This window comes from Pseudomonas sp. MDT1-16 (assembly GCF_054898115.1).
In genome coordinates this window covers 5,428,910-5,454,996 of sequence record NZ_CM142717.1, presented here as the reverse complement: position 1 = coordinate 5,454,996, position 26,087 = coordinate 5,428,910, and the positions used below count along the sequence as shown (strand labels likewise).

General features: G+C 58.9%; 22 protein-coding genes and 2 pseudogenes. 9 read left to right on the top strand and 15 right to left on the bottom strand.

Annotated elements, in window-relative coordinates; genetic code table 11:
* Nucleotides 1-147: 147 nt before the first annotated feature.
* The 3 genes from ACYZT3_RS25185 to ACYZT3_RS25175 are packed head-to-tail and all read left to right on the top strand — an operon-like array spanning nt 148 to nt 4,015.
* Complete coding sequence (locus tag ACYZT3_RS25185; protein WP_462030978.1) at nt 148-1,512, top strand: aromatic acid/H+ symport family MFS transporter; 1,365 nt, start codon at nt 148-150, stop codon at nt 1,510-1,512.
* On the top strand, nt 1,509-2,729 hold the full coding sequence (locus ACYZT3_RS25180) for a benzoate/H(+) symporter BenE family transporter (RefSeq protein ID WP_462030977.1): 1,221 nt from the start codon (nt 1,509-1,511) through the stop codon (nt 2,727-2,729). The genes ACYZT3_RS25185 and ACYZT3_RS25180 overlap by 4 nt, the downstream gene beginning before the upstream one ends.
* Nucleotides 2,730-2,746: 17 nt before the next feature.
* Complete coding sequence (locus ACYZT3_RS25175) at nt 2,747-4,015, top strand: OprD family porin (RefSeq protein ID WP_462030976.1); 1,269 nt, start codon at nt 2,747-2,749, stop codon at nt 4,013-4,015.
* A gap of 8 nt (nt 4,016-4,023) precedes the next feature.
* On the opposite strand, the pseudogene ACYZT3_RS25170 reads toward ACYZT3_RS25175, so the two are convergent.
* Nucleotides 4,024-4,116: pseudogene (locus tag ACYZT3_RS25170) on the bottom strand (DUF2790 domain-containing protein); the annotation flags it as partial.
* A gap of 369 nt (nt 4,117-4,485) precedes the next feature.
* Between ACYZT3_RS25170 and ACYZT3_RS25165 the strand changes: the two are divergent.
* The 3 genes from ACYZT3_RS25165 (at nt 4,486) to ACYZT3_RS25155 (ending at nt 7,308) form a co-directional block, all read left to right on the top strand.
* Nucleotides 4,486-5,913, top strand: coding sequence for an IS1182 family transposase (locus ACYZT3_RS25165; protein WP_282383490.1), 1,428 nt, complete (start codon nt 4,486-4,488; stop codon nt 5,911-5,913).
* A 426-nt stretch (nt 5,914-6,339) separates the two neighbouring features.
* A complete protein-coding gene (locus ACYZT3_RS25160; protein ID WP_282381869.1) occupies nt 6,340-7,029 on the top strand; it encodes an energy-coupling factor ABC transporter permease in 690 nt (229 codons plus the stop codon).
* A gap of 63 nt (nt 7,030-7,092) precedes the next feature.
* The gene (locus ACYZT3_RS25155; RefSeq protein ID WP_033054332.1) at nt 7,093-7,308 is read left to right on the top strand and encodes a hypothetical protein; all 216 of its coding nucleotides are present in this window, start codon (nt 7,093-7,095) and stop codon (nt 7,306-7,308) included.
* 3 nt (nt 7,309-7,311) lie between these two features.
* Here ACYZT3_RS25155 and yacG read toward each other — a convergent pair whose 3' ends face one another.
* The 5 genes from yacG to pilB are packed head-to-tail and all read right to left on the bottom strand — an operon-like array spanning nt 7,312 to nt 11,923.
* Nucleotides 7,312-7,512 (bottom strand): DNA gyrase inhibitor YacG, encoded by a 201-nt coding sequence (yacG, locus tag ACYZT3_RS25150; RefSeq protein WP_223485972.1) that lies wholly within the window; start codon nt 7,510-7,512, stop codon nt 7,312-7,314.
* The gene (gene coaE / locus ACYZT3_RS25145) at nt 7,509-8,132 is read right to left on the bottom strand and encodes a dephospho-CoA kinase (RefSeq protein ID WP_282381856.1); all 624 of its coding nucleotides are present in this window, start codon (nt 8,130-8,132) and stop codon (nt 7,509-7,511) included. Before coaE ends, yacG begins: the two co-directional genes overlap by 4 nt.
* Entirely contained in the window at nt 8,129-9,001 is an 873-nt protein-coding gene (locus tag ACYZT3_RS25140) for a prepilin peptidase (RefSeq protein WP_462030975.1), read from the bottom strand. The genes coaE and ACYZT3_RS25140 overlap by 4 nt, the downstream gene beginning before the upstream one ends.
* A gap of 1 nt (nt 9,002) precedes the next feature.
* Nucleotides 9,003-10,220 carry a type II secretion system F family protein gene (locus ACYZT3_RS25135; RefSeq protein WP_282381852.1) on the bottom strand — a complete coding sequence of 406 codons (1,218 nt, stop codon included), beginning with the start codon at nt 10,218-10,220 and terminating at the stop codon, nt 9,003-9,005.
* A 2-nt stretch (nt 10,221-10,222) separates the two neighbouring features.
* On the bottom strand, nt 10,223-11,923 hold the full coding sequence (pilB, locus tag ACYZT3_RS25130; RefSeq protein ID WP_462030974.1) for a type IV-A pilus assembly ATPase PilB: 1,701 nt from the start codon (nt 11,921-11,923) through the stop codon (nt 10,223-10,225).
* Nucleotides 11,924-12,147: 224 nt separating this feature from the next.
* Here pilB and ACYZT3_RS25125 point away from each other — a divergent pair, with 224 nt between their 5' ends.
* The 3 genes and pseudogenes from ACYZT3_RS25125 to ACYZT3_RS25115 all read left to right on the top strand — a co-directional run bounded on the left by ACYZT3_RS25125 (nt 12,148) and on the right by ACYZT3_RS25115 (nt 13,922).
* A complete protein-coding gene (locus tag ACYZT3_RS25125; RefSeq protein WP_282381847.1) occupies nt 12,148-12,564 on the top strand; it encodes a pilin in 417 nt (138 codons plus the stop codon).
* Nucleotides 12,565-12,930: 366 nt separating this feature from the next.
* Nucleotides 12,931-13,236, top strand: a pseudogene (locus ACYZT3_RS25120) (group II intron maturase-specific domain-containing protein); the annotation flags it as partial.
* 332 nt (nt 13,237-13,568) lie between these two features.
* On the top strand, nt 13,569-13,922 hold the full coding sequence (locus tag ACYZT3_RS25115; RefSeq protein WP_282381845.1) for a BON domain-containing protein: 354 nt from the start codon (nt 13,569-13,571) through the stop codon (nt 13,920-13,922).
* A gap of 219 nt (nt 13,923-14,141) precedes the next feature.
* Here the strand turns inward: ACYZT3_RS25115 and ACYZT3_RS25110 are convergent, their stop codons facing one another.
* The 9 genes from ACYZT3_RS25110 to panB form a co-directional block, all read right to left on the bottom strand.
* Nucleotides 14,142-14,438, bottom strand: a complete 297-nt coding sequence (locus ACYZT3_RS25110) for a DUF2845 domain-containing protein (RefSeq protein ID WP_282381843.1) — start codon at nt 14,436-14,438, stop codon at nt 14,142-14,144.
* On the bottom strand, nt 14,438-17,389 hold the full coding sequence (locus ACYZT3_RS25105) for a DUF748 domain-containing protein (protein ID WP_462030973.1): 2,952 nt from the start codon (nt 17,387-17,389) through the stop codon (nt 14,438-14,440). Before ACYZT3_RS25105 ends, ACYZT3_RS25110 begins: the two co-directional genes overlap by 1 nt.
* Nucleotides 17,390-17,482: 93 nt before the next feature.
* The gene (locus ACYZT3_RS25100) at nt 17,483-18,499 is read right to left on the bottom strand and encodes a class I SAM-dependent rRNA methyltransferase (protein ID WP_282381838.1); all 1,017 of its coding nucleotides are present in this window, start codon (nt 18,497-18,499) and stop codon (nt 17,483-17,485) included.
* 174 nt (nt 18,500-18,673) lie between these two features.
* A complete protein-coding gene (locus ACYZT3_RS25095) occupies nt 18,674-19,543 on the bottom strand; it encodes an oxygenase MpaB family protein (RefSeq protein WP_462030972.1) in 870 nt (289 codons plus the stop codon).
* A gap of 66 nt (nt 19,544-19,609) precedes the next feature.
* Nucleotides 19,610-21,547: an acetate--CoA ligase gene (gene acs / locus ACYZT3_RS25090; RefSeq protein WP_282381833.1), complete on the bottom strand. Its 1,938-nt coding sequence runs from the start codon at nt 21,545-21,547 to the stop codon at nt 19,610-19,612.
* A 215-nt stretch (nt 21,548-21,762) separates the two neighbouring features.
* Nucleotides 21,763-23,427 carry a glucose-6-phosphate isomerase gene (pgi, locus tag ACYZT3_RS25085; RefSeq protein ID WP_462030971.1) on the bottom strand — a complete coding sequence of 555 codons (1,665 nt, stop codon included), beginning with the start codon at nt 23,425-23,427 and terminating at the stop codon, nt 21,763-21,765.
* Between the two features lie 229 nt (nt 23,428-23,656).
* Nucleotides 23,657-24,037, bottom strand: a complete 381-nt coding sequence (gene panD, locus ACYZT3_RS25080) for an aspartate 1-decarboxylase (protein WP_003228271.1) — start codon at nt 24,035-24,037, stop codon at nt 23,657-23,659.
* A gap of 197 nt (nt 24,038-24,234) precedes the next feature.
* A complete protein-coding gene (panC, locus tag ACYZT3_RS25075; protein WP_462030970.1) occupies nt 24,235-25,095 on the bottom strand; it encodes a pantoate--beta-alanine ligase in 861 nt (286 codons plus the stop codon).
* Nucleotides 25,092-25,892 carry a 3-methyl-2-oxobutanoate hydroxymethyltransferase gene (gene panB / locus ACYZT3_RS25070; RefSeq protein ID WP_282381823.1) on the bottom strand — a complete coding sequence of 267 codons (801 nt, stop codon included), beginning with the start codon at nt 25,890-25,892 and terminating at the stop codon, nt 25,092-25,094. Before panB ends, panC begins: the two co-directional genes overlap by 4 nt.
* Nucleotides 25,893-26,087 lie beyond the last annotated feature (195 nt).

Sequence of the window (26,087 nt, the reverse complement as noted above, 5' to 3'; positions counted from 1 at the left end):
CGCGCTCGTTTCAGGGCCATGCACAAAACGGATAGCGATCTGCGCAAAGCGGATATTGCCCCGTGTCTGGCGACTCTACCCTCGGCTGTACGGACGTTCGCCGCGTTACCGACGCTCTTAAAAAAACAACAACAAGAGATAGATGCCATGCGCAAAATTGACGTACATGAGGTTATCGACAACGCACGATTCAACCGCTTCCACTGGAGGGTGCTGTTCTGGTGTGCCCTGATCATCATCTTCGACGGTTACGATTTGGTGATCTACGGCGTGGTGCTGCCGATGCTGATGAAAGAGTGGGGGCTCAGTCACCTGCAAGCGGGCGCACTGGGTAGTTATGCATTGTTCGGAATGATGTTCGGTGCGCTGTTTTTCGGCCCGCTGTCGGACAAGATCGGCCGCAAAAAAGCCATCACGATCTGCGTGATGCTCTTCAGCGGGTTTACCGTGCTCAATGGTTTTGCCCGTAACCCCACCGAGTTTGGCCTCTGCCGGTTCATTGCCGGGCTCGGCATTGGCGGGGTGATGCCCAACGTCGTGGCGCTGATGAACGAGTACGCACCGAAGAAAATCCGCAGCACGCTGGTGGCGATCATGTTCAGCGGCTATTCGGTGGGCGGGATGCTCTCGGCGGGGCTCGGTATCGTGCTGATCCCAAGTTTTGGTTGGCAATCGGTGTTTTACGTGGCGGTACTGCCGTTGCTGTTGTTGCCGTTGATCATGTACTTCCTGCCCGAGTCGGTGGGTTTCATGCTGCGTCAGGGGCGCAATAACGAGGCGCGCAACATTCTGGAACGGATTGATCCGGCTTACGTCGCACGCGCCAGCGATCAGTTGCACATGAGCGAAGTGAAGGGCATCGGCACCCCGGTGCTGCAACTGTTCCGCGAGGGTCGTGCGCTGCGCACGCTGATGTTGTGGTTGGCGTTTTTCTGCTGCTTGCTGATGGTCTACGCCTTGAGTTCCTGGTTGCCAAAACTGATGGCCAACGCCGGTTACAGCCTGGGCTCGAGTTTGTCGTTCCTGCTGGTGCTCAATTTCGGTGCCATTTTCGGCGCGGTCGGCGGCGGTGTGCTGGGGGACAAACTCAACCTGCCACGGGTGTTGGCGGTGTTCTTCGCCGGTGCCGCCGTGTCGATCACCTTGCTGGGGTTCAACAGCCCAATGCCGCTGTTGTACCTGCTGATCGCCATTGCTGGTGCCACCACCATCGGCTCGCAGATCCTGTTGTACGCCTGCGCCGCGCAGTTCTACTCCATGACCATTCGCTCCACTGGTTTAGGATGGGCGTCGGGCATCGGGCGCAATGGCGCCATCGTCGGACCGCTGCTGGGCGGTGCGTTACTCGGGATTAGCCTGCCACTGCAACTGAATTTCATGGCGTTTGCCTTGCCCGGTGCGGTGGCCGCGATTGCCATGACCGTGTTCGCCATCAGCAATCGGCGCAGTGCAAAACAAGAATTACCGGGCTTGCACGGATCGCCTGGCGGGGCTGTCGGCGACATTTCATGAAAACGTTATTCCAGGACTTTTCCCTGTCTGCGGCAGTCGCCGGATTTATTGCCACGGTGATTTCCTACGCGGGCCCTTTGGTGATCATCTTTCAGGCCGCCGAGACCGCGCACCTTTCACGGGAGGTGTTGTCGTCCTGGGTCTGGGCGATTTCCATCGGCAGTGCCGTACTCGGCATCGGTCTGAGCCTGCGTTACCGCGTCCCGGTGATCATCGCGTGGTCGGCGCCGGGTTCAGCGTTGCTGGTGGCGCTGTTGCCGGGGATCTCCATGCCGGAGGCGGTGGGTGCTTATCTGGTCAGCAGCCTGATTATCTTTCTGATCGGGGTATCGGGGGCTTTTGACCGGATCATCAGCAAACTGCCCGCGGCGATTGCGGCAGCGATGCTGGCGGGAATTCTGTTCAGCTTCGGCACCGGGTTATTCATCTCGTTGCAGGGCAAGCCGCTGCTGGTGCTGGCGATGTTCGCCACGTACCTGATCTGCAAGCGGCTGATGCCGCGTTATGCGGTGCTGATGGTGTTGCTGGTGGGCTGCTCCATCGCCTTTCTCACCGGTGATTTGCACCGCGAAGCGCTGGTGATCGGCTTGGCCACGCCGGTATGGATCACGCCCGCGTTCAGCCTGAGCGCGACCCTGAATATCGCCTTGCCGCTGGTGATGGTGGCGCTGACCGGCCAGTTTGTTCCCGGCATGGCGGTGCTGCGTGCCAGCGGATATCAAACGCCGGCCAGCCCGATCATCGCCAGCAGCGCATTGGGCACGGCGCTGTTGGCTCCGTTTGGTTGTCACGGGCTGAACCTGGCGGCAATCACCGCGGCGATTTGTACCGGGCGCGAAGCCCATGAAGATTCCGGCAAACGCTATGTGGCCGGGGTGGTGGGCGGGTTGTGTTACCTGGTGCTGGGGATCTTCGGCGCCACCCTGGTTTCACTGTTTTCGGCGTTCCCCAAAGAATTGATCGCGGCCCTGGCCGGGCTGGCGCTGTTCGCCGCGATTGCCGGGGCGCTGACCGGCGCAATGGCCGTGCCGAGTGATCGCGAAGCCGCGTTGGTGACCTTTCTGACCACCGCGTCCGGCATGTCGTTGTTGGGTTTGTCTGCCGCCTTTTGGGGGCTGATTTTCGGCATGGTCACCCACGTGTTGTTAAACGGCCGTCGTCCCGTTCCTCTTAGCGAATCCACTGCGGCTGAAGCACTTCAACCTGTCGATCAATAAAAACAAGAGAAAAAACGATGAAACAGATTCTTCCAACAACCGGTTCAGTGTTGTCCATGGCTGTCGTCTCGAGTTTCTCCGCCGGTGTGATAGCGGCCGAGGGCGGCTTCATCGAAGACACCACGGCGACATTGCAAGCGCGCAATTACTACTTCAGCCGGGACTTTTCCGACATCGTCGGCGCTAACAAACAGTCGAAGGCTGAGGAGTGGGCACAGGGCTTCATTCTCAACGTCAAATCCGGTTACACCCAAGGCCCCGTCGGTTTTGGTGTGGATGTCATTGGCCTGCTCGGCCTCAAGCTCGACAGCAGCCCGGATCGGGTCAATACCGGTTTGCTGCCGGTGCAGGATGATGGACGTGCGGCGAATGATTACAGCCGACTGGAGGGCGCGTTGAAGGTGCGTTACTCCAAAACCGAACTGAAGGTGGGTGAGCTGCAACCCAATCTGCCGGTACTGGCCTTCAGCGATATCCGGCTGCTGCCGCCCAGCTATCAGGGCGCAAGTATCAGCTCGAACGAGATCAATGGCCTGACGGTGCAGGGCGGTCACTTGAGTTCGACCAGTCTGCGCAACGAGGCCGGCGACGAAAAGATGCAAGCCATGCTCGGCCATGTACCGCAGCGTCAGGTCAGCAGTGATGGCTTCAACTTTGCCGGCGCGGATTACGCCTTCAACGATAAACGCAGCTCGGTCAGCGCCTGGTTCGGGCAACTGGAAGATATCTACAACCAGCGCTTTCTCGGTCTCAAGCACAGCCAGCCGTTGGGCAACTGGACCCTGGGCGCCAACCTTGGTTATTACGATTCGCGCGAAGACGGCAAAAAATTGCTCGGCAACATCGACAACCAGGCGTTCTTCTCGTTGCTGTCGGCCAAGCGCGGCGGCCACACGTTTTATCTCGGCTATCAGGGTATGTTCGGCGACAGCGCCTTCCCGCGAGTGTTTGCCAACATCTCACCGCTGGGCAACGAAGTGCCGACCTACGAGTTCGCCTACACCGACGAGCGCTCCTGGCAAGCGCGTTACGACTACGATTTCGCGGCCCTCGGCGTGCCGGGGCTGACCAGCACCGTGCGCTACATCACCGGCAACAATGTCGATACCGGCAAAGGGTTCGAGGGCAAGGATCGCGAGCGTGATCTCGATCTTGGCTATGTGCTGCAGAGCGGCAGCCTCAAGGGCCTCGGGATTCGCGTGCGCAACGTGATGGCGCGCTCCAACTACCGCAGTGATATCGACGAGAACCGTTTGATCCTCAGCTATACGTGGACGTTGCTATGAAGCAGCGATCACAGATTGCTCATGCAGTTACCCATCACCTGATACGTCACGCGATGAGTCTGGCCCTGATGATCGATGTAGACCATGGTGGCTGGGCCTACCGGCCGGCCTGTTTTCTCAACACCTGCGTGTACTGATCGTTCCCACAAGCAGCAAAGGAATGCCGCCGGGGAAGCTCCGCGTTCCGCTGTCTACGTTAGGCTTGAGTCCTGCGCATGGTGACGCGGAGAGTGGGAACGATCAGCGGGTGAGCGCTGAGTGCTGTTGACCTTGCTTTGGCTTTGGCTTTTGCTTTTGCTCTGGTTTTTGATCTTGATCTGCCTGCCCCTTTCCCAGAGGCCGAACGCAGGCGTTGCGCAGGGGGCACCGCGGCAAGGATGCCGCGGTAGCCGCCCCCGGCCCAGAGTGTGTCAAAACACCCAAGCAAACCCTTGCTATGATTCCCCAGGATTTCATCGCAAGGGTTGCCCATGAAACGCTTCATCCAAGGCGAACACCGAGGTCAAAGTACCTTGCTCCCCGAGAGCCTGGACGATTACGTCAGCGACACCAATCCGGTGCGTGTAGTCGATGTCTTCGTCGACGAGCTCGACCTGATCACCTTGGGTTTTGAAAGCGCTATCCCTGCTGAAACTGGCCGACCCGCTTACCACCCCGCAGTCATGCTGAAGATCTACATCTACGGCTATCTAAACCGCATCCAGTCGAGCCGGCGCCTTGAACGTGAGGCGCAGCGTAACGTCGAGCTGATGTGGCTTACCGGTCGCTTGATGCCGGATTTCAAGACCATCGCCAACTTCCGCAAAGACAACGGCAAGGCCATTCGAGGCGTCTGCCGTCAGTTTGTTGTGCTGTGTCAGCAGTTGGGGCTTTTCTCGGAAAATTTCGTCGCCATCGACGGCAGTAAATTCAAGGCGGTGAACCACCGCGACCGCAATTTCACCAGCGCCAAACTGAAGCGGCGGATGGAAGAAATCGAATCGAGCATTGCCCGTTATCTAACGGCGCTGGATGCGGCTGATCGGGAAGAGCCCAAGCCCTCTGGGCCTAAAGGCGGCTTGGAAGAGAAAATCGCCAAACTGAAGGAGCAGATGAAGGCGCTTCAGGAGATTGAAATACAGCTTGAAGCATCGCCGGACAAACAGATCTCGCTGACCGACCCGGACGCCCGCTCCATGATGACGAGCGGTAATGGAATCGTGGGTTACAACGTGCAGACGGCGGTCGATACCAAGCACCATCTGATCGTCGCGCACGAGGTGACCAATGTGGGTCACGACCGTGATCAGCTCAGCTCGATGGCCCAGCAGGCCCGTGAGGCGATGAAACTCGAATCGTTGTCGGTGGTGGCTGACCGAGGGTACTTCAAAAGCGGGGAAATCCTAGCCTGTCACGAGGCAGGAATTACCGCTTATGTGCCGAAGACGCTGAGCTCGCGCGCCAAATTCAATGGACGCTTCAACAATGATGTTTTCGTCTACGACGCAGACAAAAATGTGTACATCTGCCCCGCCAAGGAAGTGCTGATTTGGCGCTCCTCTTACGTTGATAAAGGCAAGAAGCTGGACAGTTACTGGAGTTCCAACTGCCGGGCCTGCTCGATAAAAGCGCAATGCACGCCGGCCAGAGAGCGAAAGGTTCGTCGCTGGGAGCATGAGGCGGTGCTGGAGGAGATGCAGGTTCGCCTGGACAATGCGCCGCAGATGATGAGCATCCGCAAGCGAACGGTCGAGCATCCCTTCGGGACGCTGAAACAATGGATGGGTGCAACCCATTTCCTGACGCGACGATTAGCCGGGGTGAGCGCCGAAATGAGTTTGAACGTGCTCGCTTATAACTTGAAGCGGGTGATGAAAATCCTCGGTGCGCAGAATCTAATGAAAGCGCTGTCGGCCTGAAAAGGCCCTTTTTGCCCAATTGACGGGCTGTAACGCGTTGTTAGCGGCCTTGAGAAGGGGCTGGAGCGACGAAGAACGCTTTAGGCTCAATGAGTCAGCCAACACTCGTCGGCGCTACGCGCCGACGATGCTTGAGCCTGTTTTTACACACTCTGGACCATGGATGGCCGATGGCGGCGGGCCCCCGGAGCAATGCCGGAGTGAGGGCATGCCGAGCCTAGGCGAGGCACCGAATGGCGGGGCAAAAGCCCTTGGTTACTTGGGGCTTTTCCAAGTGACTCGCTGTAAAAGCGAAACCGCCAGCCGCCGCTACCGCAGAAACGGATATGCCCCCCATCGTAAACGCCCGAAATCGAAGGCACTCAAAGCCCGGTGTAGACTGAGAACCTGTCCTCTTTCGACCAAGACAAAGGAGTGCGCCTCACCATGATCGGTGCCGAATTACTGTCTCCTGAAACCCTCACGGCGGGGTGGTTGATCTATGTTCCGGTGCTGATCTGGGCCGTTGCGCGAGCACCTTGGGTCGAACTGTTCAGCGACAGCCGCCGCCAACATCTGTTGTTCGGTACGGTGTTCGCGTTGTTCATGCTTTGGCTGGTGCGACAAGACTTCGACACCGGCGTGTCCTACCACTTTATCGGCATGACCGCCGTCACCCTGTTGCTAGACTGGCCGCTGGCAATGGTCGGCGGGTTGGTCGCGCAAGCGGGATTAGTGCTGCTCGGGCGACAAGATCTGGCGGCGATGGGGGTCAACGGCGCGCTGCTGATTCTGCTGCCGGTGCTGGTCACCGAGTGCTGCGCGATCCTGGTGGAGCGAGCGCAGCCGCGTAATCCCTTCGTATATATCTTCGTGTCCGGTTTTTTTGCAGCGGCGCTATCGGCGTTGCTGTGCCTGCTGTTGGCGCTGTGGTTGCTGTGGTTCAACGAACGTTTCGCCATGCCCTATTGGCTGGAAGATTTTGTCGGTTATCTGTGGCTGCTGATTTTCCCGGAAGCATTTATCAACGGCATGGTGGTCAGCGCGCTGGTGGTGTTTTGCCCCGAGTGGCTGGAAACGTTCAATCGCACGCGCTACCTTTCGGCGCCCTGGAAAGACGACGATCCCAAATCTTGATCCACATCAAATGCAAAAAACGCTCACGAATCCATGCTGGGGAAAACCTTCAGGAGCATCGAAATGAGTGTCTACGAATGGGCAAGGCAGGAGTTGCGCCAGAGTCTGGATGGGGCGCAGGAAGTGGGGTTTGATCCGGGGTTGAGCCTGCGCGCCTTGCTCAGTGCAGTGGTGCAACAAAGCAAGGCAGTGCGCAGCGCCGAAGACCTGGCCGATGAGTTGCGTTTTCTTGCGGAAAACCTCGATGACAGCCAGGACTACGGTTTTATGCGGCCTTGAAGATCAGTGGCGCGGGTCAAAGTCTTCGCTGAACAGTTCATCTTCGGCATCCGGGCTGACTGGAATCTTGTGTTCTTCCGACGCCCAGGCGCCCAGGTCGATCAGTTTGCAACGGTCCGAACAGAAAGGCCGGAATTTGCTCTCGGGGCTCCATTCAACAGGGGCGCCGCAGGTTGGGCATTCGACGGTTGGGGTTTGGCTCATGACTGGCCTCCACGCAAAGTAAGGTAAAAGTGATGCAGGCGTTCGACCTCGCTGTGCAGCCAGGCGAGGTCGCGGTCGTTGACCACCACCTCGTCGGCGTGGCTCACGCGGTCCTGTCGGCTGGACTGGGCCTTGAGGATCGCCTGGACCTGTTGCTCGCTGGTCTGGTCACGCTGCAGGGTGCGCTCGATCTGTAGCTGTTCCGGGGCATCGATCACCAGGACCCGTTGGGTCATGGCGTACTGCCCGGACTCGATCAGCAGCGGCGAAACCAGAATCGCGTAAGGTGATTGTGCCTTGGCCAGGTGATCGGCGATTTCCTTGGCGATCAGCGGATGCAGCAGCGCTTCAAGCCAGCGGCGCTCCTCTGGCACTTCGAAGATCAGTTTGCGCAACGCAGCGCGATCCAGTTGCCCGTCGGCTTGCAAGACGCCGGGGCCGAAGTGTTCGGCGATCTTTGCCAGCGCCGGGCGCCCCGGTTCCACCACCCAACGCGCCGCATGATCAGCGTCCACTACGTGCACGCCCAGGTCGATGAAGTGCTGGGCCGCCGCGCTTTTGCCGCTGCCGATGCCGCCGGTCATGCCGAGAATCCAGGGTTTATCCACAGGGGTATTCATTTCAAACCGACAAATTGCCAATAGAAGTCGGTTATTTGACCACCCCAGAGCAAGGCAATCCAGCCGGCAATCGCCAGAAAGGGTCCGAAGGGGATCGGTGTCGACGTTTTCTCGTTGCGCAGGCGCAGTAAAATCACCCCGATGATCGCCCCTACGAGCGATGACAGCAGGATAGTCAGGGGCAAAATCTGCCAGCCACCCCAGGCGCCGAGCATTGCCAATAACTTGAAATCACCGTGGCCGATGCCGTCCTTGCCGGTGATCAGCTTGAACAGCCAGAACACCGACCACAACGCCATATAGCCGGCCACCGCGCCCCACAATGCGTCAGGCAGGGGCACGAAGAGCTCGAAGCTGTTGACGATCAGTCCCAACCACATCAGCGGCAGCACCAGCACATCCGGCAGCAGTTGGTGCTCGGCATCGATCAGGCTCATCGTCAGCAACCCCCAGCTCAGGGCCAGCGCCATGCAGGCCTGCCAGCCGAAACCGAAATGCCACGCGATGAACGCCGAGAGCAGACCGCACGCCAGTTCGGTCAGCGGATAGCGTTTGCTGATCGCTGCCGCGCAGTTCGAGCACCGTCCCCGTAAAAACAGGTAACTGAGCAGCGGAATGTTTTCCCACGCGCGGATTCGATGGCCGCAATGAGGGCACTGGGAATGGGGCAGCAGGAGGTTGAAAGTCGGTAGCGGTGTCTCGCTTGGCAAGCCCAACACGTCATGGGCCTCCAGGCGCCATTCGCGGTCAAGCATTTTTGGCAGGCGCCAAACCACCACGTTGAGAAAGCTGCCAATCAGCAGGCCGACCACCATGGCTGCGATCACGAAAGCCGGCGGGTAGAGGGTCAGAATGTCGTTCAAGGGCATGTCAGATCGCTGAGCCGAGTTGGAAGATGGGCAGGTACATTGCAACCACCAGGCCACCGACGATAACACCCAGCACTACCATGATGAACGGCTCCATCAGGCTGGTGAGGTTATCAACCATGTTGTCCACTTCGTCCTCGTAGAAGCTCGCGACTTTGTCGAGCATGTCGTCCAGTGCGCCGGACTCTTCGCCAATGGCGGTCATCTGAATCGCCATGTTGGGAAAGATGCCGGAGGTGCGCATGGAAAAATTCAGCTGCATGCCGGTGGATACGTCCTGCTTGATACGCAGCACCGCACGCTTGAATACGATGTTGCCCGTCGCGCCGGCCACCGAATCCAGGGCTTCCACCAGCGGCACCCCGGCGGCAAAGGTGGTCGACAGTGTGCGGGCGTAACGGGCCACGGCAGACTTGTACATCAGCGTGCCAATCAACGGCAGTTTCAGTAACCAGGTGTCCATCCGGTCCCGAAAGCCCTGCGACGTTTTAAAGGCGTGGCGCACGCCGAAGATCACCGCGATCAGCACGCCAAGCATCATCCACCACCACGCCTGCATGAACTCCGACAAGCCAATGACCATCACCGTGAAAGCCGGCAATTCGGCGCCAAACCCTTTGAATACCGATTCGAACTGCGGCACCACTTTGACCAGCAATATCCCGGTCACAATGACCGCAACGAACACCACCGCCAGCGGGTAGGTCATGGCTTTCTTGATCTTGGCCTTGAGGCTTTCGCTCTTTTCCTTATAGGTCGCCACTCTCTCCAACAGGGTATCGAGAGCCCCGGCCTGCTCGCCGGCATCGACCAAGTTGCAGTAGAGCTCATCGAAGTATTGGGGCTTTTTGCGCAGGGAAGCGGCGAAGCTGTTACCCGCTGCGACTTCCTGTTTTACCTCGTCTACCAGTGTGCGCATCGCCGGGTTATCAAAGCCTTCACCGATGATGTCGAAGGACTGCAACAGCGGTACACCGGCTTTCATCATGGTCGCCATCTGCCGGGTGAACAGGGCAATGTCCTGGGCCTTGATGCGCTTGCCCATGTTGAAAATCGAAGTGGATTTCTTGCGTACCTTGCCGGGGTTGATGCCCTGCTTGCGCAACTGGGCCTTGATCAACGCCGGGGTCTGACCGCTCAACTCACCGGTCATTTTGGTACCTTTGCGATCTGTACCTTCCCAGGCGTAGACGCTGATTTTTGCTGCTTTGACCGCCATATTCAGTCCTTGGTGACCCGGTTGATTTCTTCAAGGCTGGTGATGCCTTGCATGGCCTTGAGCAGGCCCGACGTACGCAGGTCGTTGAAACCGTCCTTACGCATCTGAATGTCGATTTCCAGTGAATTGCCTTCGGCCATGATCAGCCGTTGCAGGTCCGGTGTGTTCTTCACCACCTCATAAATCCCGACTCGGCCTTTGTAACCGTTGTTGCAGTGATCGCAACCGACTGGCTCATAGATCGTGAATGAGCCGATGCGTTCCTCGGGGAAGCCTTCCTTGAGTAGCGCCTCACGGGGAATCTCGATGGATTTCTTGCAATGGCTGCACAGCTTGCGTGCCAGGCGCTGGGCAATGATCAGGCTGATCGAGGTAGCAATGTTGAACCCCTGAATGCCCATGTTGTGCAAGCGAGTCAGGGTTTCGGCGGCGCTGTTGGTGTGCAGAGTCGACAGCACCAGGTGACCGGTCTGGGCGGCTTTGATGGCGATTTCGGCGGTTTCGAGGTCGCGTATCTCGCCCACCATGATCACGTCCGGGTCCTGTCGCAGAAATGAGCGCAGCGCCTGGGCGAAGTCCATTCCCTGTTTGGGATTGACGTTGACCTGATTGATGCCTTCCATGTTGATCTCCACCGGGTCTTCGGCGGTGGAGATGTTGATGTCCACGGTATTGAGAATGTTCAGCCCGGTGTACAGCGACACGGTTTTGCCCGAGCCGGTGGGCCCGGTCACCAGAATCATCCCCTGTGGCTGCTTGAGGGCGGCCATGTACAGGTCTTTCTGATCGGGCTCATAGCCGAGGGCATCGATGCCCATTTGAGCGCTGGACGGGTCGAGGATCCGGATCACCACTTTCTCGCCCCATAGGGTCGGCAGGGTGTTGACCCGGAAGTCTATGGATTTGCTCCTGGACAGGCGCATCTTGATCCGCCCGTCCTGGGGCCGGCGCCGTTCCGAGATGTCGAGGCGGGCCATGACTTTCAGCCGCGCGGCGATGCGATTGGCCAGTTGAATCGGTGGTTTGGCGACTTCACGCAAAATACCGTCGGTACGCATCCGAACGCGGTAGGTTTTTTCATAGGGTTCGAAATGCAGGTCGGAAGAACCGCTTTTGATCGCGTCCAGCAACATTTTGTGGACGAAGCGCACCACCGGCGCGTCATCGGCATCCTGGCCGGCGATGGCGTCCTGTTTGTTGTCATCGATCGACTCGATGTCCACACCATCAAGGTCGACATCGGCCATGTCTTCCAAGCCGGTGCCTGGGGTATCGAAGAACTTTTCGATGGCGTCGCTGAGTTTATCCTCCTCCACCAGGATGGTTTCAGTGTTCAGCCCGGTGCTGAACTGGATGTCATTGATGGCTTGATGATTGGTCGGGTCGGAAACGCCCACGAACAACCTGTTGCCGCGCCGCCAGAGGGGCAGGGCGCGGTGCTGGCGGATCAGTTTCTCGCTGACCAGACCCTTTGGTTGGGTGTCATTGTCCAGGCAGTTGAGGTCGAGTAAGGTCATGCCGAAGTGTTCCGACGCGATCTCGGCGACCTGGCGGCTTTTCACCAGCTTGTTCTGCACCAGGTAGCTGACCAGGGAGGTGTGATTGCGTTGGGCTTGCTGATACGCCTGTTGCGCGCTTTTGTCAGTGAGCAGCTCGGCCAGGACCAATTGCTTGGCCAGACCGCTAAGGGCGATGTCATTCATTGGGATACCGGACGCAGACAGTTCATGACTTATAGCCTAGTCAAGCGGAGGAACCAAACCAGCGACGTTCAGGTGACAAAAAGTGTCAGATAGTGCGGATTCTGGGGGTAGGAAAGGAGTGTGTGACGCTCGCACGCCCCCCAACACGGGGCGAAGGGCTTGGCATGGGCTGTGCTGCGACTAGTTCAGATCATGAGATTTCGACTCATGCACGGAGCTTGTCTATGAATACTCAAAAAGGTTTTACTCTGATCGAGCTGTTGATCGTGGTGGCGATCATCGGGATTCTGGCGACGTTTGCGCTGCCGCAATATTCCAAGTACCAGGCGCGGGCCAAAGTCACGGCGGGTATTGCCGAAATTTCGGCGCTGAAAGTGCCTTATGAAGATGTCATTAACGCAGGGGCCGCCGATCCGACCATTGCCAACGTCAATGCGACTGTTGCTGCTACTCAGAACTGCAACCTTACGGTGACGGGGACTGTTGCCGCGGGGACCGGAACCATTGTATGTACGCTGATCAATGCCCCGGCACCTGTACTGGGCAAGACCGTTACCCTTTCTCGTAGCGCGACTGCCGGTTGGACTTGCGTAACCAATGCCGCCAAGGATTATTCGACTACTGGCTGCCCAGGCGTTTGATTTAGCGCCGGCTGCACCCTACCTCGCCTTAATGGCGGGGTATTTTTTTGGTGCGCCAGGCATGGCGCGTTGCGCGCAAGCGCAACCAGCTGGGCTGTGGTGGCCACGCTGGTGACCTGGAGGTGAAAGTCCTCTACACACCCGGCAAGGGGAAGTGTTAGCCAGAGGCAAGGGTGTCGCGGGTGACTGCGAATCTGAAGGAAGCCCGAGGCAAAATGCTGGCCTGACGAACAGGAAGCGGATAGAGGCGGCGCAGCGGGGTAAGACGGCCAAAATCTTCAAAGTCCAGTACTTGCACGGAACGCTACGTCGTAGATCCGACAGGCATAAGCAGGTAGGTCGCGCGAATTACCCTGGGAGATGGGTGGTTGGGCGGGCTACTTCAAGCTGAGCCAAAGCAAACGGCCACTTGAGGAACTGGACGGCTGGGTGCGTCACAAGCTTCGTTGTGTCGTCTGGCGTCAATGGAAGCGGCCCTCTACGAGGGCGCGCAACTTGATACGCTTGGGACTTAATGAGGCGCGGGCGTGTAAATCGGCAGTCAATGGCCGAGGCCCATGGTGGAACTCGGGAGCGCCTCATATGAATCAGGCGCTGCCGAAGAAGCTGTGGGACCGACTCGGGCTGGTCTCGATACTGGATACGATAAATCGGCTTAGCTGTGTAACCTGAACCGCCGTATACGGAACCGTACGTACGGTGGTGTGAGAGGACGGCGGATGTAAATCCGCCTCCTACTCGATTCTGGAATTTGATGGTCATCACGCCGGCAAGAAAATCCCGACAATTCATGGCTTTAGGCCTGCGTTAAAACCCGCAACTTGCATGTCGATAACAGCGAGGTCATGCAATTTGCATGATTCCGAAAATTGGTCATTCTACTAAGCTGATGATTTATAAGGATTTATTTCCTGTCTCAAAGTTGGCACAGCGTTCGCAATATCTCCAGTAACCCTGCTGACAAGACACGCAGCAGACTTTATAGAAAAACAGGAGTTACTCGTATGAAGAAGTTCGCTATCGCTGCCGCTACTGCTACCGCGCTGACCCTGACCATGGCCAACGCTGCATTTGCTCAGACCCAGGCTACCCAGTCACCCATGGTTCTGGCCGCCGGTGAAGTGACCGAAGCTAAAGAAGCTACTTCCGATACCTGGATCACTACCAAAGTCAAAGCAGACCTTGTGACTGAAAAAGGCATTCCTGGTACTGACATCAAGGTTGAAACCAACAAAGGCGTTGTGTCCCTGTCGTCCACCGTTGCGGTGACAGACGCTCAGAAAGCCACCGCGGTGGCCATCACCAAGAAAATCAAAGGCGTCAAAGCGGTCTCCGCTGACGGCCTGAAAGCCGAGTAAGGCAAGACTTCTCGCCTGGACTGGGAGAAGGCGCGGCAGGCGGGCCGAGCAATACGCCTGCCGCCTCTGGAGAGTTCATGCGAAGGCCATAAGGATGTGGCCATTACAGGCCCCGGCATTCGTGTCGGGGCCTGTTCTATTGTGGATTGGTAAAAATCTGTGTAGCAGCTGGCGAAGCCTGCGGCTACAAAGAGCATGCGGGCAGGTGAAGGTTAATTCTCAGTTGCCACGCTTGCTGGTGATCTGCTTCAAACGATTACCTTCAAAACGCAGATACTGGTACATCCCGCCGCTGGGCCCGTAGGTCCATTCCTCGACTTGAAACTCTTCCCGTCGGTTAGCGCTGCGCTTGTAGCCCAACAGATCACGGCTGACCGGTTCACCGCATTTCTGCAGCACTTCACTGGACCGGTCCCCGACACTGACCAATTGACTGCCACAGCGCAGGGTATCGGCGGCCGAGGCCTGACTGGCGGCCATTGCCAGTGCCAGGCTCATCAGCCATTTCGCGCCCATCACTCGGCATCCAGATGCAGCGGTGTAACCACCCGGCCGTCACTTTCCGCTTCGCCAAGGTTAGCGTCGATGAAGTACACGCGGTCATCGGCCAACTGACCCTTGTCGACCAGATAGTCCTTGATGCTGCTGGCGCGTTCCTGACCCAGCTGGCGTAAGAGAACGTCGCTGGAACTCCAGAACTTGATCACGCCCTCGCGCATTTTTGCGGTGCGTTCTTCCTTGCCCAGATCCTTCCATTCGGCAGGCGGCTGCGTCTTCAGGCGCGTGCGGTAGATCCCTTCCAGCAGCGAACCTTTCTCGCTGTCCGGCACTTGCAGCAGCGAGGCCTGCGCCGGCACTTTGTCACCGCGGCGCTGGAGCATTTTGTAGTAGTTATACTGGTATTCCCGTTCCAGACGTTGCTCGGCGATCAGCGGGCCATCGCTGCTTGCGGCAGCCGTGCCTTCGATTTCCAGGCGCAAGGCCGGACGTTCCTTGAGGGCCTGCGACAGTTTGACCAACGAACCCTCGGCATCCTTGCTCAGGTCGCTTGAACCTGGCGCAAACGAGACGGTGCCCAAATCCTCCGAACCCCCGCCACTGACCAGCCCGCCAATCATTTTGAACGGCGCGGCGGCGGCTTTGACGATCAGGTTGCGCAGGGTCTGCCAGACAATCGGCATGATGCTGAACTGCGGGTTGTTCAGGTCACCGGTCACCGGCAGCTCGATGGAGATTTTGCCGTCGATGTCCTTGAGCAATGCGATCGCCAGTTTCAGCGGCAGGCTCACGGCGTCCGGACTGTCGACTTTCTCCCCCAGTTGCAACTGTTCGACCACCACTTTGTTTTCGGCCTTGAGCTGGCCCTTGGTGATCAGGTAATGCAGGTCGAGATTGAGTCGGCCCTTGCGGATGCGGTAGCCGGCGAACTTGCCGGAGTAGGGCGTCAGCGTGGTCAATTCCACCCGTTTGAAGCTGGTGGTGATGTCGAGGCTGGCCATCGGGTCGAACGGGTTGACCGAGCCCTTGATGGTCACCGGCGCATAGCGGTCGACCTTGCCTTTGATGTCGACACTGGCCGGTTTCGCCTGACGGCTGTCGATGGTGCCGATCTGCCCGTTGAGCTGCTGCACGGCGGTGGCGAAGTTCGGGGTCAGGCTGAAGTCGGCGAAGTTGGCCGAGCCGTCATTGATGGCAATGCCGCCAATGTGGATGCCCAGCGGTTTTTCCTTGCCGGCAGGTTTGGCTGCAGCCGTTTTGGCGCCTGAGTCGGGCGGTTGCGGAATCAGCAGATCGTCGACGTTAGTGGTGCGGTCATCATTGATCATGAAGCGCGCATAAGGCTGGAACAGGGTGACCTTGTTGATCGACAGGCTGTCGCCGTGTTGATAATTCAGGCCTTCGAGCACCAACTGCTGCCACTTGAGGAAGTCGCGGGTTTTGAGGGTGTCGAGGGTATGCAGTTGATCGACCTGGGCTTTGCCTGTGACGCTGAACGCCAGCGGCTCGGTGCTTTTCAGGTCGACCGCCAGATCACTGCCAAGCATGCCGCTGCGCAGTTCCAGGCGAATGAACGGGTTGATGTAGGACTGGGCGACGCGCAGGTCGATGTCCTTGGTCTGCACGTTTAACTTGGCGCTGACGGGGGCGAGATTGACGACGCCGTCTGCCGTGATCTTGCCTTGCTTGCCCAGACCGGTGTCGAGCTTGAGGTTAAAAGGCGAGCCATTGAGGCTGTCGAAATTCTGCAGGTCCAGGTTCAGCGGGCCGACGTCCAGCGCTACGGCGGGTTGCGCCTTGCGGTCGGCCAGATGCACCTGGTAATCACGCAGTTGCACGTCTTTGAGCAGCACCTGCCAAGGTTTGCTCGGCGGCGCCGGCTCAGGTTTTGGTGAGTCGGCGGCTGCCGGGGTGCTGGTCGGTTCGGCGTTGGCTTTGGCGGCCGGTTTGGACGGTTGGCTGGCGAACAGTTTCTGCCAATCAAGTTGCCCGTCGGCTTCGAGGGCGGCCCAGGTTTCCAGTTTTTGGCTGCGGATCTTGCCGACGACCACTTGCTGCTTGGCCAGGTCTACGGTCGTTTCACTGATGTCCAGCCGCTTAAGCTTCGCCAGCGGCCGACCATCTGGAGCCTTGATGTTGAAGGGGGCGATGCTGACGGCGACATTGCTCAGCAGCAGTTCGGTTTTTTTGGACAGGTTCAGCTTGTAATCGGTGCTCAGGTTCAGGGTGCCGTTTTCCAGATCCAGCGGCACCGAGTCGCGAACGTAAGGCCACCAGACTTTCATGTTGGCATCGGTGACTTTCAATTTACCTTCGGAGGCGATCGGGATCAGGCTGAAATTACCGGTCCAGTCGATCTGCCCACCGGAAGGGCCGACGGCCACCAAGGTCATGTCGGCGTTATCTTCTGGCAGGGTGCTGAGGTTCTTCAGCTCGAAATCGAGCTTGTCGTAGAGGAACTCGATGGGCTCGCGAGGGCGCGCGTCCTGGAAGTGCACATAGCCGTCGGCCAGTTTGATGCGCTCCACGCGTAGCGGGAACGGTTTGGCGTTCGGGTCGACCGGGGTCGGCTCGCTGGCGGGTATTTTGAACAGGCCGAGCAGATTGAGTTTGCCGTCCTTGCCGAAGAGGATTTCGGTCTTGGGTTTGTCTATTTCGATATCGGACAGGTGCAGTGCCTTGGTCCAGAGGCTGTCGATCTGGAGATTGGCATACAGCCGCTCGAAGCCGACCTGCTCCTTGCCCGGATCGCCGATGATCAAGCCCCACAGGGTTACTTCAAGGCTGAACGGGTTGAGTTCGATCCGCGAAATCGTGGCGGGCGTCGTCGCGTAGCTGGCCAATTGTTGGTTGGCCACCCGCAAAGCGATGCCCGGTAAAATCAGAAACCCCAGCAGGCTGTAGAGGGCTAGAGCGGTCAACAGAGCGCCAATAGCGCGAATCAATCCTTTGGGCATGTGCGGTTTCATCTGTCTGAATCGGAGTGCGTTGGAGTATGACACGCGTTTCCGGTTCCGAAGTGATCATGCTTTATAGGATTTATCTGATTTTCCGGACGTATCTCAGAGCTGCAGAATCAGCGTTTTCAGTGGCGGTTGTTGGTCCAACGACGGGAAATCACCGCCCGGTTTCATTACGGTCCATTCACGCACCGGCCGCCCGGCTTTCTCGGCACAGCGCAAAACGTGTTCGCGCCAGTCGTCCATGCTGACTTTTGCCAGGTTGTTGCAGCAGATCAGCACGCCATTGTCGGCGGTGGTCAGCAGTGCCGGCTTCAACAGGCTCTGATAGTCACGCAGCAAGTCGACGGTGCCGAAAGCGCTCTTGGCCCAGGCTGGCGGATCCAGCAGCACCAGGTCGTACTGACGCTGCTCCAGACGTTGATAGCTTGGCAGTTTCTGCCCGCGGCGCTGGCTGATCGGCAGACCGGCCAATTGGCGGATGGCCGGGAAATAGTCGGACTGGATGAAGTCCATGGTCGGCAACTGGGGATTGAGCAGACCGTTCTCACGCCCGACGGCCAGGTTGCCCTCAGCGAAATCGAGGTTGCAGACCTCGCTCGCGCCACCGGCCGCCGCACTCAAGCCGACGCCACAGGTGTAGGCGAACAGGTTCAGCACACTTTTGTTTTTACTGTGCTGCTTGACCCAGCCGCGCGTATTGCGCAGGTCGAGGAACAGCAGCGGATCCTGGCCGGCATGGCGACCGCGAACCCGGTAATTGAGCCCCCATTCGTGGCCGATCAGGTCTTGCAAGGCGGGCTCGTCGGCGCGGTAGACGGTGTCTTCACGGTCGATGCGCGAGTTGCCTCGGGAGCGATCGTTGTAGACCAGCAGCGTTTCGAGGCCCAGGTGCTGATTGATGGCTTCGTGCAAATGCAGCAACGCATCACGTTCCAGCGACTGGTGAAAGCTTTGCACCAGCAATTGCGGGCCGTAGCGGTCGATCGTCAGACCGCCGGCGCCTTCCTGGCTGCCATGGAACAGGCGATAGCAATCGGTGCCTTGCTGATGCAGTTCGGCCAGCAGGTCCTGACGACGATCGAGGGCGGCGCGCAGCGCCTGATTCAAGGAAGACATGCTGGGCGCCTTGCAGGAGGGAATTTGGCGCGGGAGTTTAACAGCTTGAGCAGAGAACCACTGATCGTTCCCACGCTCTGCGTGGGAATACCTCAACGGACGCTCCGCGTTCGGCTTTTGGGACGCAGAGCGTCCCGGGCTGCATTCCCACGCAGAGCGTGGGAACGATCAAACTTACAATAATCCCATCCGACGCCTGGCCCGGTGCATCGAGCCGTTACGCACCGCCCAACGCAGCATCGGCGTGGTGCGGTTGACGCCGGCGCGGATCAGCTTGCGTTGCAGCGGGCTCTGTTGGACACCCAGCATGTCACTGGCCCAGTCCGGCAGCAGGTCAATCCCGGCCTGCATCATCAAACCGCCGAAAGGTCTGGCTAAACGACTGGGGGAGGGGGCGTTCAGCAACAGCCGCACCACTTCGCGACTGCGTTCGTCGCACAGCAGTTGTGGGCGAATTCGTTCAAGGTAATCGGCCATTTCCTGCCGTGAACGCGGCACGTCACGGGCGCCGAGCCGTTTGGCGACCAGCGCGATTTCCGCGTAATAACGGTCCTGGTCGGCCAGGGACAGGTTCGGATTGCGGTAACGCAGGTGCGCGGCGAGGAAGTTGCTGACCTCGGCCACGTGCACCCAGGTCAGTAGATCAGGGTCACTGGCGGTATAAGGCCGGCCATCCGGTGCAGTGCCGGCCACTTGCAGGTGGATGGTGCGGACTTTCTCGATCAGCCAGTCGGCGTCCTTTCGCGAACCGAACGTGGTACCGGAAATGAACTGCCCGGTGCGGCGCAGTCGGCCAATCATGTCCTCGCGAAAATTCGAATGGTCCCAGACCCCGGCCAGGGCCAGTGGATGCAGAGCTTGCAGCATCAGGGCGCTGATGCCGCCGATCAGCATGCTGCTGAAGTCGCCGTGAACTTGCCAGCTCACTGAATCCGGCCCGAACAGGCCGGGATCGCCCTTGGGATTTTCCAGGTCGAGCTTGCCCAGAGACAGACCGCTCAGGCTCATGATCTGGGTCTCGATGCGGGTTCGAATGAATTCCATGGCAACTCAGTGGCGAAAAAAAGGCGCGGCCATTACGGGCCGCGCTGGGAAGTTTAAAACATGAGCTTATTGGTTCAGGCGTTTATCGACCAACTCCTGGACCACGCTCGGGTCGGCCAGGGTCGAGGTGTCGCCCAGGCTGTCCAGTTCATTGCAGGCGATCTTGCGCAGAATCCGTCGCATGATCTTGCCCGAACGGGTTTTCGGCAAGGCCGGCGCCCACTGGATCAGGTCCGGTTTGGCGAAGCTGCCGATTTCCTCGCTGACGTGAGCCAGCAGTTCTTTCTTCAGTTCGTCATTGGGCTCGGTGCCGTTCATGGGGGTGACGAAGGCGTAGATGCCCTGGCCTTTGACATCGTGGGGGTAACCGACCACGGCGGCTTCGGCGATGCTGTCGTGCAGCACCAGGGCGCTTTCCACTTCGGCGGTGCCGATGCGGTGCCCGGAGACGTTGATTACGTCGTCGATGCGTCCGGTGATCCAGTAGTCGCCGTCCTCATCGCGCCGGGCGCCGTCGCCGGTGAAATAGTAGCCGGGGTAGGGCTTGAAGTAGGTGTCGACCATTCGTTGCGGGTCGCCGTAGACGCTGCGGATCTGCGCCGGCCAGCTGGATTTGATCGCCAGCACGCCGCTGCCGGCGCCTTTTATCTCCTTGCCCGTTTCATCCAGCAACACCGGTTGCACGCCGAACATCGGTTGTGTGGCACAGCCGGGTTTGATCCGTTGCGCGCTGACCAGTGGGCTGAGCATGATGCCGCCGGTTTCGGTCTGCCACCAGGTGTCGACAATCGGGCAACGCTGCTCGCCGACGACGTTGAAGTACCAATCCCACGCTTCCGGGTTGATCGGCTCACCGACGCTGCCAAGTAGTCTGAGGCTCTCGCGAGAAGTTTCCTTCAACGGTTCGGGGCCTTCACGCATCAGCGAACGCAAGGCAGTCGGGGCGGTATAGAAAATGTTCACTTGGTGCTTATCGATCACCTGCCAGAAGCGCGAGCTGCTCGGGTAGCTCGGCACGCCTTCGAATATCAGCGTGGTCGCGCCGTTGGCCAGCGGGCCGTAGACGATGTAGCTGTGGCCGGTGACCCAACCGACATCGGCGGTGCACCAAAAGACTTCGTTGTCGCGGTAGTCGAGCACGTACTTGAAGGTCATCGCCGCTTGCAGCAGGTAGCCGCCGGTGGTGTGCAACACACCTTTGGGTTTGCCGGTGCTGCCGGAGGTGTAGAGGATAAACAGCGGGTCTTCGGCGTCCATCGGCTCAGGCGGGCAATCGTCGCTGACGTCGCGCAGCGCCTGGTGATACCAGATGTCCCGGCCCTCGACCCAGTCCACTTCACCCTGAGTGCGCTCGACCACGATGACAGTGCTGACGTTCGGACAACTTTGCAGCGCCTGGTCGACTTTCTGCTTGAGCGGCACGAATTTACCACCGCGCACGCCTTCATCGGCGGTGATCACAGTGCGGCAGTCGGCATCGAGAATCCGGTCACGCACGGAGTCCGGAGAGAAACCACCGAACACCACCGAATGCACCGCACCAATGCGCGTGCAGGCGAGCATGGCGTAGGCGGCTTCGGGGATCATCGGCATGTAGATGCACACGCGATCGCCTTTCTTCACGCCACGGCTTTTGAGCACGTTGGCCAGGCGACAGACGTTGTGATGGAGTTTTTTGTAGGTGATCTGCGCGGATTCGGCAGGGTCGTCGCCTTCCCAGATGATCGCGATTTGATCGCCGCGCTTTTTTAGGTGACGGTCAATGCAGTTGTAACTGACATTTAACGTTCCGCCAGCGAACCAGCTTGCCTCACCGGTTTTCAGGTTATAGCGCTGGACGGTCTCCCACGGCGTACTCCAGTCGAGAAAACGTGTGGCCTGCTCGGCCCAGAAGGTGCTGGGATGATCGATGGATTGGCGGTACAGGCGCTTGTAGTCGTCTTGACTTAATTGTGCGGCCCGGCGGACGGCATCGGCTTGGGGGAACGTGCTGATATCGAACATGACGGTTCCTTATTCTTGTTTTGCGACAAGATCTAAAGATGCGCCGAGTGGGGAGAGGGTTCAAGACTTGAAAACAAACACAACCCTGTAGGAGCGAACGGTGCGGCGATCCGACTTGCTCGCGAAGAACGATAACTCGGTGTACCTGATACACCGAGCCGCCTTCTTCGCGAGCAAGTCGGATCGCCGCACCGTTCGCTCCTACAGGGATGGCGTTAGCCGCGGTGACGACCGCGGAAGTAGTTGATCAGGCCTTGGGTTGAAGCATCGTCAGCCGGGGTTTCTTCGCTGCCGACCAGGCGGTTGTAGACGCCTTTGCCGAGCTCTTTACCCAGCTCCACGCCCCACTGGTCGAAGGCGTTGATGCCCCAGATCACGCTTTGCACGAAGACTTTGTGTTCGTACATCGCCACCAATGCGCCGAGACGACGCGGGCTGATGCGTTCGACCACCAACGTATTGCTCGGACGGTTACCCGGGATCACCTTGTGTGACGCGAGTTTCTGCACGTCTTCTTCGCTCATGCCTTTGTCGCGTAACTCGGCTTCGGCCTCGGCAAGGGTCTTGCCCAGCATCAGCGCCTGGCTTTGGGACAGGCAGTTGGCGTACAGCCACTGATGGTGGTCGGACACCGGGTTGAAGCTGACGATCGGCACGATGAAGTCGGCCGGGATCAGTTGAGTGCCCTGATGCAGCAACTGGTGGTACGCATGCTGACCGTTGCAGCCAACGCCACCCCAGATCACAGGACCCGTGTCGGTGGACACCGGAGTGCCGTCCTGGCGCACGCTCTTGCCGTTGGATTCCATGTCCAGCTGTTGCAAGTGCTTGGTGATGTTGCGCAAGTAATGGTCGTACGGCAGGATCGCGTGGCTCTGCGCGCCCCAGAAGTTGCCATACCAGATGCCGAGCAAGGCCAGCAGCACTGGCATGTTCTGATCGAAAGGCGTGCTCTGGAAGTGCTGGTCCATGGTGTAGGCACCGGACAGCAGTTCCTTGAAATTCGACATGCCGATGGCCAGGGCAATTGGCAAACCGATGGCCGACCACAACGAGTAACGGCCGCCAACCCAGTCCCACATCGGGAAGATATTTTCTTCGCGGATCCCGAATGCCACAGCCGCTGCATTGTTGCTGGAGACGGCGATGAAGTGACGATACAGCTCGGCTTCCGACCCCCCCTGAGCCAGGTACCAGGCGCGTGCGGCCTGGGCATTCTTCAGGGTTTCGAGGGTGTTGAAGGATTTCGACGAAACGATGAACAGCGTGGTTTCGGCACGCAGTTTCAGGGTCAGTTCGTGGAACTCACTGCCGTCGATGTTCGCCAGGTAATGGCAGCGCACGCCCTTCTGGGCGTAGGACAGCAGTGCTTCGGAGACCAGCTCCGGGCCGAGGAACGAGCCACCGATGCCGATGTTCACCACATCAGTGATCGGCTTCTCGGTATAACCGCGCCACAGACCGTCGTGGATACGGCCCACGAGGTCAGTGATCTGGTTCAGGACCTTGTGCACTTCCGGCATCACGTTGACGCCGTTCACCGACAGCTTGTCGCCAACCGGACGGCGTAGCGCGGTATGCAAGGCGGGGCGGCCTTCGGAGGCGTTGACGATTTCGCCTTCAAACAGCGCTTTGATCGCGCCCTGGAGATCGACTTCGTTGGCCAGGCCCACCAGCAGATCGCGGGTCTCGGCGTTGATCAGGTTTTTCGAATAATCGAGAAACAGGCCGCAGCTGCTGAGGGTGAATTGGGTGAAGCGCTGCGGATCGGCATTAAAGGCTTCGCGCATGCTGAAATCTTGCATGGCTTGGCGGTGATCATTCAACGCTTGCCAGGCGGGCAGAGCGGTAACGTCGTGAGGGGTGCGGTAATACGCCATCGCTGCGGGTTTCCTTTTTACTTGAACGGCCTTTTGAACACAAAAAATCCCGGAGCGCTGTGGGTGGGCGTCCGGTCAACTGCGTCGACACGATTTCATGACACAGGGCGAATACAGTAAACCTCGCGCTGCGATCTGTCTTGACTTTGTCTGACCCGTTCCCGGTACTTTTTTATACATCAAGCAGGGAACGGTCCGATAAACGGAAGGGGGATGGACTAAGACGGGATCAGGCGACCTGAACCGGAATGGCATTGCTGGTGTGGCTCAGTTCATTACCCGGCGCCATGTAGAGCATGCGTGGCTTGAAGTTGAGCAGTTCGGCTTCGCTGTAGTGGGCGTAGGCGCAGATGATCACGCGGTCGCCAACCTTGGCCTTGTGTGCGGCTGCACCGTTGACCGAGATCATGCGCGAACCTTCTTCACCACGGATCGCGTAGGTGGTGAAGCGTTCGCCGTTGTCGACGTTGTAGATCTGGATCTGCTCGTATTCACGGATGCCGGACAGGTCCAGCCATTCGCCGTCGATGGCGCAAGAACCCTCGTAATCGAGAACAGCGTGGGTGACTTCGGCGCGATGCAGCTTGGCCTTGAGCATGATGGCGTGCATGAGTGTTTTCCCAGGTCGGAATCGAACGGCGGGCATTGTGCCCAAAGCCAATGTGGGCAGCAATACAGGGTGCGAGGCAACGCAACTCCCTGTAGGAGCGGAGCTTGCTCGCGAAGGCGTCATGTCAGTCGATGCAGATGTCGAATGACGCGACGCCTTCGCGAGCAAGCTTCGCTCCTACAGGGGATTTGTGGTGTTTAGGCGGGCGCGTCGAGGTTCAGATGGAGGTTATCGATCAACCGCGTAGTACCCAGGAACGCCGCCACCAGAATCACCAGGTCCCGATCCTCCGGGGTGGCCGGACGCAACGTCGGCGCATGACGAATTTCCAGATAGTCAGGACGCAAACCAGCCGCTTCAAGCTGCTTGATCTGTGCGCCGATCAAGGCCGGGAAATCCCGCTCGCCCTGTTTGATCGCGTCGGCAATCTGGTTCAAACCGCGGTACAGAACCGGCGCAACGGCCCGCAGTTCTTCGCTGAGGAAACCATTGCGCGACGACAGCGCCAGGCCATCGGCTGCACGTACCGTCGGTTCGCCGATGATCTGGATCGGCATGTTCAGGTCATGCACCAGGGCGCGAATCACCGCCAGTTGCTGGAAGTCTTTCTGGCCAAAGATTGCCAGGTCCGGCTGGACCATGTTGAACAGCTTGGTGACCACCGTCGCCACACCTTCGAAATGCCCGGGACGGCTGGCGCCGCAGAGGCCTTCGCAAAGTTGTGGAACGCTGACGCGGGTCTGACCGGCCATGCCGTCGGGGTATATTTCTTCAACGGTTGGCGCGAACAGCAAGTGGCAACCGGCCTGGAGCAGTTTCTCCTGATCGGCCGCGAGGGTGCGCGGGTACTTGTCGAGGTCTTCGCCGGCGCCGAACTGCAGCGGATTGACGAAAATGCTCGCGACCACGAAATCCACCCGTTGGGTGGCTTTGGTAACCAGTGCAACATGACCGCTGTGCAGGTTGCCCATGGTCGGCACGAAGCCGATTCGCTTGCCTTCGCCACGGGCACGGGCCACGGCGGCCCGCAATTCGCGTACGGTTTTTACGGTGTTCATGCAGAGAATCCGTGTTCGATACCTGGGAAAGTCGCCGCTTTGACTTCAGTGACGTAAGCGCCAATCGCCGCTTGAATGTTTTGTTGCCCGGCCATGAAGTTCTTCACGAATTTCGGCACACGGCCAGTGATCGACAGGCCGAGCATGTCGTGCAGAACCAATACCTGGCCGTCGGTGCCACTGCCGGCGCCGATGCCGATTACCGGAATGCCCACAGCCTGGGTGATTTCCTGAGCCAGTTCGCTCGGTACGCACTCGAGCAGCAACATGGATGCACCGGCCTGCTCTAGTGCGATGGCGTCGGCACGCATTTGCCGCGCCTGGTTCTCGCTGCGACCCTGGACTTTGTAACCGCCCAGAATGTTCACCGATTGCGGTGTCAGCCCCATGTGCGCGCACACCGGGATACCGCGTTCGGCCAGCAGACGGATCGAGTCCGCCAGCCACAGTGCACCTTCAACTTTGACCATGTGCGCACCGGCCTGCATCAACAGGGCGCTGTTGGTCATGGCTTGTTCGGTGGTGGCGTAGGCCATGAAGGGCAGGTCGGCGAGGATCAAAGCGTCGGTGTTGCCGCGTTTGACGGCCGCCACGTGGTAAGCCATTTCCGCGGTGGTGACCGGCAGGGTGCTGTCGTGACCTTGCAAAACCATGCCAAGGGAGTCGCCCACCAGCAACACCTCGACGCCCGCTTCATTGCAGGCGTGGGCGAAGGTCGCGTCATAGCAGGTCAGCATGGTGATTTTTTCACCTTTTAGCTTGAGACCTTGCAGAGTGGTCAGGGTGATGGCTGGCATGAAAAGTTCCTCATTCAGGCGCTGTGGAAACTACTGCGAGTAACGCGCGTGATTCTTCGTTAAATACAGGCGCACGGTCTGTTGTCGTGCTTTTAAGGCCTGGATTGCGCCCTTCAATGCCGTGTTGGCGGCAGCGGGACGCCTATAGTCGTGAGGAGAACTCGGGAAGTCAATTGCGTGTGTTACCGCGTTGTT

Excerpts from the sequence above, each read along its gene's own strand:
- ACYZT3_RS25185 (WP_462030978.1), top strand. The coding sequence starts at position 148 with ATGCGCAAAATTGACGTACATGAGGTTATCGACAACGCACGATTCAAC.
- ACYZT3_RS25180 (WP_462030977.1), top strand. The coding sequence starts at position 1,509 with ATGAAAACGTTATTCCAGGACTTTTCCCTGTCTGCGGCAGTCGCCGGA.
- ACYZT3_RS25175 (WP_462030976.1), top strand. The coding sequence starts at position 2,747 with ATGAAACAGATTCTTCCAACAACCGGTTCAGTGTTGTCCATGGCTGTC.
- ACYZT3_RS25165 (WP_282383490.1), top strand. The coding sequence starts at position 4,486 with ATGAAACGCTTCATCCAAGGCGAACACCGAGGTCAAAGTACCTTGCTC.
- ACYZT3_RS25160 (WP_282381869.1), top strand. The coding sequence starts at position 6,340 with ATGATCGGTGCCGAATTACTGTCTCCTGAAACCCTCACGGCGGGGTGG.
- ACYZT3_RS25155 (WP_033054332.1), top strand. The coding sequence starts at position 7,093 with ATGAGTGTCTACGAATGGGCAAGGCAGGAGTTGCGCCAGAGTCTGGAT.
- yacG (WP_223485972.1), bottom strand. The coding sequence starts at position 7,512 with ATGAGCCAAACCCCAACCGTCGAATGCCCAACCTGCGGCGCCCCTGTT.
- coaE (WP_282381856.1), bottom strand. The coding sequence starts at position 8,132 with ATGAATACCCCTGTGGATAAACCCTGGATTCTCGGCATGACCGGCGGC.
- ACYZT3_RS25140 (WP_462030975.1), bottom strand. The coding sequence starts at position 9,001 with ATGCCCTTGAACGACATTCTGACCCTCTACCCGCCGGCTTTCGTGATC.
- ACYZT3_RS25135 (WP_282381852.1), bottom strand. The coding sequence starts at position 10,220 with ATGGCGGTCAAAGCAGCAAAAATCAGCGTCTACGCCTGGGAAGGTACA.
- pilB (WP_462030974.1), bottom strand. The coding sequence starts at position 11,923 with ATGAATGACATCGCCCTTAGCGGTCTGGCCAAGCAATTGGTCCTGGCC.
- ACYZT3_RS25125 (WP_282381847.1), top strand. The coding sequence starts at position 12,148 with ATGAATACTCAAAAAGGTTTTACTCTGATCGAGCTGTTGATCGTGGTG.
- ACYZT3_RS25115 (WP_282381845.1), top strand. The coding sequence starts at position 13,569 with ATGAAGAAGTTCGCTATCGCTGCCGCTACTGCTACCGCGCTGACCCTG.
- ACYZT3_RS25110 (WP_282381843.1), bottom strand. The coding sequence starts at position 14,438 with ATGGGCGCGAAATGGCTGATGAGCCTGGCACTGGCAATGGCCGCCAGT.
- ACYZT3_RS25105 (WP_462030973.1), bottom strand. The coding sequence starts at position 17,389 with ATGAAACCGCACATGCCCAAAGGATTGATTCGCGCTATTGGCGCTCTG.
- ACYZT3_RS25100 (WP_282381838.1), bottom strand. The coding sequence starts at position 18,499 with ATGTCTTCCTTGAATCAGGCGCTGCGCGCCGCCCTCGATCGTCGTCAG.
- ACYZT3_RS25095 (WP_462030972.1), bottom strand. The coding sequence starts at position 19,543 with ATGGAATTCATTCGAACCCGCATCGAGACCCAGATCATGAGCCTGAGC.
- acs (WP_282381833.1), bottom strand. The coding sequence starts at position 21,547 with ATGTTCGATATCAGCACGTTCCCCCAAGCCGATGCCGTCCGCCGGGCC.
- pgi (WP_462030971.1), bottom strand. The coding sequence starts at position 23,427 with ATGGCGTATTACCGCACCCCTCACGACGTTACCGCTCTGCCCGCCTGG.
- panD (WP_003228271.1), bottom strand. The coding sequence starts at position 24,037 with ATGCACGCCATCATGCTCAAGGCCAAGCTGCATCGCGCCGAAGTCACC.
- panC (WP_462030970.1), bottom strand. The coding sequence starts at position 25,095 with ATGAACACCGTAAAAACCGTACGCGAATTGCGGGCCGCCGTGGCCCGT.
- panB (WP_282381823.1), bottom strand. The coding sequence starts at position 25,892 with ATGCCAGCCATCACCCTGACCACTCTGCAAGGTCTCAAGCTAAAAGGT.